The following is a 6,653-nucleotide window of genomic DNA, read 5'->3' on the forward strand; positions in this document are numbered from 1 at the left end:
TCAATAAGAGGAAATTTGCAGTTGGCTAAAATGTTGAACGCAGTGAAAACAGCCAACTGTAAATTTTCCTGCTTGATTGCCTTGTTATGTGACTAATCACGTTTATACACACCGTTACCGAGACTATAAAAGCTCGAAGGTGATTCTACTGGCCAATTTAACAAAGCTAAAAGTTGCGTAGCTTTTACTCGAAGTGGCTCCCACTCAGGCCGTAACACAGAGTCTAGATTAGTATCTTGAAACGCAATATCAGGTAATTCATCGACTAACACCTTTAACTCTTGAATTAACTCAACAGCATTCAGAGAAATTTCATTAAAGAAAAGTTTAACGTACGACTCATTCCATAGTAGGTAGTCCTCGCATAACTCAATGGGTACATCACCAGGAGAGGTGCACTCGACTTGCGAATGCGCATCTATGGCTAATGCTTGAAGAGCCTCTTTAAACTGCTTTTCGATTCCCAATTTTGTCGATTCATCATCCATAGTTCAGAGTCACATAACAGTATATTAGCGTGAATTCGCGTTAATGTTCTACACACTAAGCTGTTCTTTCGCCAATATCATAATTTAATTGGTATAAATATTAGCATGTTAGCGTTGGTTTTGTCCTCAAAAAATTAACAACCCACTCGGATAAAAACGAGAATCTACTTAAACGAGAATAAGCAAATTTACCTAATAAAATTAAACTTCTATATAATCAAGTAAATAGATAAGTTTTTGGGGCTTCAGGCGAACAACAGGAACAAACATTAACGGGGCCGCTAGTTGCAAAATTTGGTGCCTTAAATTATACCTGTACAAAACCACAGTAAATGGATTTACTATGAACAAGTCACCTTTTTTGGAGTCTGTGCGTGTTGAGCTTAGAACTCGTCGTTATAGTTTGAAAACGGAGAAAGCTTATCTACATTGGATCAAACGGTTTATTTTGTTTAATGATAAACGCCACCCTGAAAGAATGGGTAACATTGAGATTGAGCGTTTTCTTAATCATTTAGCTTGCAACAGGCTTGTCAGTGCTGCAACTCAAAACCTCGCGCTGTGCGCCATCATATTTTTATATCGCTATATCATAAAGCGAGAAATTAAGGGGTTAAATTACTCATCTAGCCAAGTAGAAAGAGCACTGCCTACCGTACTAACACATAATGAAGCGACGCAAATAATAAGCCACTTGCAAGGCAAATATGCACTCATCGCGAACATGCTATACGGTAGCGGTTTGCGCATAAATGAAGCGCTATCACTTAGAGTCAAAGACATAGATTTTAATCAAGGTACAATTTTTGTGTTTAGAGGCAAGGGTAAAAAAGACCGCTACACGCTACTACCAAAAAGTTTGTATCAGCCATTGCAGCAACAAATAGAAAAGGTAAAACTATTACATAAGCATGACCTAAACGAAGGCTTTGGCATGGCGTCTTTACCACCATCTCTTGTTAGAAAGTATAGGCACGCTGTAAAAGATTTTGCGTGGCAATATTTGTTTCCTTCAAGCACACGATGTGTACATCCGTATGATAGCTATATATGTCGCCACCACTTACATGAAACAACCTTCCGTAAAGCACTGCGAAAAGCCTTATTAAAAACGGATATATGTAAACGAGTAAAAGCGCATACTTTCAGGCATTCATTCGCGACTGAATTGCTGCGAGCTGGTTCAGATATACGCACTGTACAAACGTTGCTTGGGCATGAAGATGTTAAAACTACACAAATCTACACCCATGTAATTGGTGATACATTTGCTTATACAAGCAGCCCTATCGACAAATAAAAAAGGCATGTACCAAAAATACATGCCTTTTCAAATACTACTTTAATGCTTAATTACAAGCGAATACCGCCATCAATCTCTACCACACGGCCTGTAAAAAAGTCGTTTTCGATAATGTACTTAGCGGTATGGGCAATCTCTTGTGCTTCACCCAAGCGCCCTACTGGCTTCATTTTTACTAAACGCTCTTTAGCTTCGGGCTTCATTGCATCTGTCATGGTCGTGCGAATAACACCCGGTGCAATGGCACCTACTCGAATACCAAAACGGCCTAGCTCTTTAGCCCAGCTGGTAGTCATAGCCACAACGCCTGATTTTGCCGCTGAATAATTGGTTTGCCCCATATTCCCTGAGCGCGCTACGCTGGACATATTAATAATTACACCACCTTCACCTGCTTCAACCATTTTAACTGCGGCTTCTCGGCCGCACAAAAATACGCCAGTTAGGTTCACGTCAATCACAGATTGAAATTGTGATAATGCCATTTTGTCTATTACTTTGCCTTCTTTAGCTTTGAGTAATAAACCGTCACGTAAAATACCAGCATTATTAATCAGCACAGTAATATTGCCGCAATCAGCCTCAATGGCGTTAAATACCGCTTCAACTTCGCTTTCAACACTTACATTGGCAACATAGGTGTTTACCTGCGTACCCAGCTTGCTTAATTCAGCTTTAGCAGTTGCTAATACCTCTTCTTGCATGTCAATCAAAGCAAGGTTTGCGCCTTGTGTTGCCATTTCTGTGGCCATCGCAAAGCCTAAACCTTGCGCGCCTCCGGTGATCACTACGGTTTTATTTTTGATATCCATAGGGGTTACTTTTCACTATATAATTTAAAAATTGCACTAAAATCTTCAGCACCTTTACCTTGGTTTTGCATTAGGTTGTAGAGGTTTTTAGCCATGGCACCTAGAGGTGTTGCTGAGTTAGTTTGCTGAGCCGCTTGCTGTGCTAACCCTAGGTCTTTGGCCATTAAATCAACCATAAAGCCCGGCTTATAGCCATTGGTGCTTGGCACATTTTCTTGCACATCTGGGCATGGGTTATACAGCTCTAATGTCCAGTTACGACCCGAGCTATTGACCATAATTTCGCTCAGTACTTTAGGGTCTAAACCATGGTCAATACCCATTTGCAGTGCTTCACTGGTGCCTGCCATTAAAATGCTTAGCAGCATGTTGTTACAAATTTTAGCCACTTGGCCTGCACCAATATTACCCGCATGGAATATATTTTTACCCATATCGGTTAATATACTATTGGCACGGTTAAAGTCGGCATCAGTGCCGCCCACTATAAAGGTGAGTGTACCTGCTGCTGCACCTGCTACCCCGCCTGAAACAGGCGCATCAACAAAGCTAATGCCTGCTTTGGCAAGCTCATTACCAACAAACTGTGCCGACTCAGCATCAATGGTTGAGCAATCGATCACCAGCGTTGACTTGTTTAAGTGATTGATCAGGCCATTTTCCCCACAATAAATCATGCGTACATGTTTGCCAGCAGGTAGCATACTTACTACAAATTCAGCGTTGTCACATACTTGCTCAACGCTGCTTGCAGCCTTAGCGCCTTGTATGCTTAGCTCAGCCACAGCTTCTTCGCTTAAATCAAATACGGTTACCGAGTGGCCTGCTTTAAGTAAATTGCTGGCCATCGGGCCACCCATATTGCCTAAGCCAATAAATCCAATGTTTGCCATAATTCTTATCCTTACATATCCGCCAATGGGTGTGTTGCATCATCCCACTTAGGCGTTAAAAATGGGGTAATTGCACTGGCGGTTACGTCACTCACTGAGCTAAACTGCCACTGAGGTGCGCCATCTTTATCAATTAACAAAGCCCGAACACCTTCTTGAAACTCACCAGATAACCCCGCTTGTACACTCATACCCAGTTCAAACATAAAGCATTCTTTTAGGCTTTTATTTTTGCCCGCTTTTAGTTGCTCACTCACTAATACCGCGCTCAGTGCTGAACCATGTTTTAGTGATTTTTGTGCACGAGCCAACCATTTGTTGTCGTCACTTGGCAACGCCAAAATGTAGTCAACTTGAGCCTGTATACCCGTTAATGTATTAAGCTCTGTTAGTTGTGGCTGAAGTGCTTTAAGCTCGCTTTTTGGTGGCTGAGCTGAGTTTTTATCAAACTCTGTTAGCGCTTCGGTTAGCTTTTCATGGTTTAAACTACTGGCTTCATCCCAGTTAATACCCAATAGTGCTGCCAACAATTCACCGTATTTATCCGCATCCATAAAGTGATCAGCAAGCCCAGTATAACGTGCATCACTGGCATTAATCGACGCACCAGTAAGCCCTAAAAATAATCCAACACCTTCAGGCATTTTATTCAAAAAGTAACTACCGCCTACATCTGGGTATAAGCCTATGGTAATTTCAGGCATTGCAATACGCGCCGATTCAGTCACCACTTTATGACTAGCACCGGCCATTAGGCCTAAACCTCCACCCATTACAATACCATTACCCCAAAGTAAAATTGGCTTGTTATAAGTATGAATTTTATAATCTAATCGATATTCTTGCGCAAAGAAGGTTTGTAAATGGTCGTTGCCGTCATTTGCGGCCATAGCTTTATATAAACTAACTACATCACCACCGGCACAAAAGGCTTTTTCACCTTCACCTTTTAGCACTACCATAGCCACTTGGTCGTCTTTAGCCCAAGCGTCTAGTTGTGTTGATAGCAAATGGATCATATCTAAATTCAAAGCGTTTAACGCTTTAGGTACATTTAACGTAGCAAATGCTACCTGCATCTCGTTATCACAGTGCGCCAACTCAAATACCACTGGCGCATCAGCTTGATTGAGTAACTGTAACTTAGCCATTAACCATTCACCCAATTCGCTTTACGCTTTTCTAAAAATGCATTAACGCCTTCTTTCTGGTCTTGCGTATCAAACAAAGTAACAAATAATTCGCGCTCTAATGGCAGCGCACTATTAATGGTGCCAGTGCGACCTTTTTGAATTAACGCTTTACACGCAGTTACCGCTACAGGGCTTTGCTCACCTACTTTTTCTGCAAGTGCTAAGGCTGCATTTAAACCTTCACCGGTTGTAACTACTTCTTCTACTAGGCCAATTTGCTGTGCTTTTTCTGCTTTTAGGCGCTCACCACATAAAATCATACGTTTTGCCCAGCCTTCGCCTACCAACCACGACAGGTTTTGCGTACCACCGGCACACGGTAATAAACCAACTTTAGCTTCAGGTAGAGCCATTTGTGCTTGCGATTCAGCTATACGAATATCACAGGCAAGTGCTACCTCTAAACCACCACCCATTGCAAAGCCGTTAATAGCCGCAATCGATACGCCTCTAAAGTCGCTTAAGGTTTCAAATGCTTCACCAAATACTCGTGACATGTCGGCCGCAATACCTTTATCGCCGCTGGCAAACACGTTTAAATCAGCACCTGCTGAGAAGAACTTCTCACCTTCACCTGTGATCACTAACGCGTAGATATTTTTATCTGCGTTTAGCTCGTTAACCAGCTCTTTTAAACCCACTAATGTGTCACGCGTCCACGTGTTTGCCGGTGGATTGCTCATAGTAATAACCGCGGTGTTACCTTGTTTTTCTAGTTTAAGTTGTGCGCTCATGATGTGCTCCTTATAAAACGCTTGCTGCGCCTTCGGCTAAAATACGACGTGCGATGATCACACGCATGATTTCGTTAGTACCTTCCAAAATTTGATGTACGCGAACATCGCGTACATGACGCTCTAATGGGTATTCTTTAATATAACCGTAGCCGCCATGAATTTGCAGCGCATCGTCACACACTTTAAAGCCTACATCGGTGGCAAAACGTTTTGCCATGGCACAGTAAGTGGTTTTCTCTGCATCATTTGTATCTAGTTTAAACGCCGCTAAACGCACCATTTGGCGTGCAGCTACAAGTTCTGTGTTCATATCGGCAATCTTAAATTGCAACGCTTGAAATGCTGCTAATGGTTTACCAAATTGCTCACGCTCTTGCATATATTGCTTCGCGGTATTTAACGCTTGTTGCGCGGTACCAATTGAGCAAGTTGCAATGTTGATACGACCACCATCAAGGCCTTGCATAGCAAATTTAAAACCTTCACCCTCTTGACCAAGTAAATGTTCAGCTGAAATTCTTACGTTTTCAAGGGTTACCAAACGTGTAGGTTGTGCATTCCAACCCATTTTTTCTTCTGCTTTGCCGTACACTACACCAGCTGCGTCAGCCGGTACAACAAATGCAGAAATACCTTTCGGGCCTGCTTCACCTGTGCGTGCCATCACCACCAGCACCTCTGTTTCACCTGCACCAGAGATAAACATTTTTGAGCCGTTTAGTACGTACTCATCACCTTCTTTCACGGCTTTAGTTTTTAGTGATGCCGCATCTGAGCCAGAACCCGGCTCAGTTAAACAATAAGATGCAAGCAACTCACCCATTACCAACTGGTCAATGTATGCACTTTTTATTGCATCAGTACCAAAGCTTGCAATCATCCAAGTGGCCATATTATGAATGGTTAACATAGCAGTGGTTGCTGTACAACCCATCGATAGTTGCTCAAAAATAATACTTGAGTCTAAACGTGATAAACCAAGGCCACCCGCCTCTTCTGGTGTGTACAAACCACAAAAGCCAAGCTCTCCAGCTTTTTTAATCACATCTTTAGGAAAAATATGTTCGCGATCCCATAATGCAGCATTAGGAGCCAGCTCACTCATTGCAAATTGATACGCGGTTTCGGCAAATGCCTGTTGATCTTCGTTAAGGTTAAAGTCCATAAAGACCTCTTGTTGTGTTGATGACTAAGCCAGATAAACGCTGGCTTAGTTAATAATTATTG

At 42.2% G+C, this 6,653-nt stretch carries 7 protein-coding genes; 1 reads left to right on the forward strand and 6 read right to left on the reverse strand.

All coding sequences use genetic code 11. The annotated features are described in order from the left end of the window. Positions 1–92: 92 nt before the first annotated feature. The gene (locus SANK73390_RS21300) at positions 93–488 is read right to left on the reverse strand and encodes a hypothetical protein (RefSeq protein ID WP_462768316.1); all 396 of its coding nucleotides are present in this window, start codon (positions 486–488) and stop codon (positions 93–95) included. A gap of 343 nt (positions 489–831) precedes the next feature. Between SANK73390_RS21300 and SANK73390_RS21305 the strand changes: the two genes are divergently transcribed. After that, positions 832–1,788 carry an integron integrase gene (locus tag SANK73390_RS21305; protein ID WP_462768317.1) on the forward strand — a complete coding sequence of 319 codons (957 nt, stop codon included), beginning with the start codon at positions 832–834 and terminating at the stop codon, positions 1,786–1,788. Between the two features lie 53 nt (positions 1,789–1,841). Here the strand turns inward: SANK73390_RS21305 and SANK73390_RS21310 are convergent, their stop codons facing one another. The 5 genes from SANK73390_RS21310 to SANK73390_RS21330 are packed head-to-tail and all read right to left on the reverse strand — an operon-like array spanning position 1,842 to position 6,591. After that, on the reverse strand, positions 1,842–2,603 hold the full coding sequence (locus tag SANK73390_RS21310) for an SDR family oxidoreductase (protein ID WP_462768318.1): 762 nt from the start codon (positions 2,601–2,603) through the stop codon (positions 1,842–1,844). A 5-nt stretch (positions 2,604–2,608) separates the two neighbouring features. Next, positions 2,609–3,496, reverse strand: a complete 888-nt coding sequence (mmsB, locus tag SANK73390_RS21315; RefSeq protein ID WP_462768319.1) for a 3-hydroxyisobutyrate dehydrogenase — start codon at positions 3,494–3,496, stop codon at positions 2,609–2,611. An 11-nt stretch (positions 3,497–3,507) separates the two neighbouring features. Beyond that, the gene (locus SANK73390_RS21320; RefSeq protein WP_462768320.1) at positions 3,508–4,647 is read right to left on the reverse strand and encodes an enoyl-CoA hydratase/isomerase family protein; all 1,140 of its coding nucleotides are present in this window, start codon (positions 4,645–4,647) and stop codon (positions 3,508–3,510) included. After that, positions 4,647–5,423 carry an enoyl-CoA hydratase gene (locus tag SANK73390_RS21325; protein ID WP_462768321.1) on the reverse strand — a complete coding sequence of 259 codons (777 nt, stop codon included), beginning with the start codon at positions 5,421–5,423 and terminating at the stop codon, positions 4,647–4,649. Before SANK73390_RS21325 ends, SANK73390_RS21320 begins: the two co-directional genes overlap by 1 nt. 10 nt (positions 5,424–5,433) lie before the next feature. Next, the gene (locus tag SANK73390_RS21330) at positions 5,434–6,591 is read right to left on the reverse strand and encodes an acyl-CoA dehydrogenase family protein (protein ID WP_261626609.1); all 1,158 of its coding nucleotides are present in this window, start codon (positions 6,589–6,591) and stop codon (positions 5,434–5,436) included. Between the last annotated feature and the right edge of the window lie 62 nt (positions 6,592–6,653).

The organism is Pseudoalteromonas sp. SANK 73390 (assembly GCF_054966645.1).

Bases quoted from the DNA above. Each gene is read 5' to 3' on its own strand.
- SANK73390_RS21300 (WP_462768316.1), bottom strand. From the start codon at position 488: ATGGATGATGAATCGACAAAATTGGGAATCGAAAAGCAGTTTAAAGAG.
- SANK73390_RS21305 (WP_462768317.1), top strand. From the start codon at position 832: ATGAACAAGTCACCTTTTTTGGAGTCTGTGCGTGTTGAGCTTAGAACT.
- SANK73390_RS21310 (WP_462768318.1), bottom strand. From the start codon at position 2,603: ATGGATATCAAAAATAAAACCGTAGTGATCACCGGAGGCGCGCAAGGT.
- mmsB (WP_462768319.1), bottom strand. From the start codon at position 3,496: ATGGCAAACATTGGATTTATTGGCTTAGGCAATATGGGTGGCCCGATG.
- SANK73390_RS21320 (WP_462768320.1), bottom strand. From the start codon at position 4,647: ATGGCTAAGTTACAGTTACTCAATCAAGCTGATGCGCCAGTGGTATTT.
- SANK73390_RS21325 (WP_462768321.1), bottom strand. From the start codon at position 5,423: ATGAGCGCACAACTTAAACTAGAAAAACAAGGTAACACCGCGGTTATT.
- SANK73390_RS21330 (WP_261626609.1), bottom strand. From the start codon at position 6,591: ATGGACTTTAACCTTAACGAAGATCAACAGGCATTTGCCGAAACCGCG.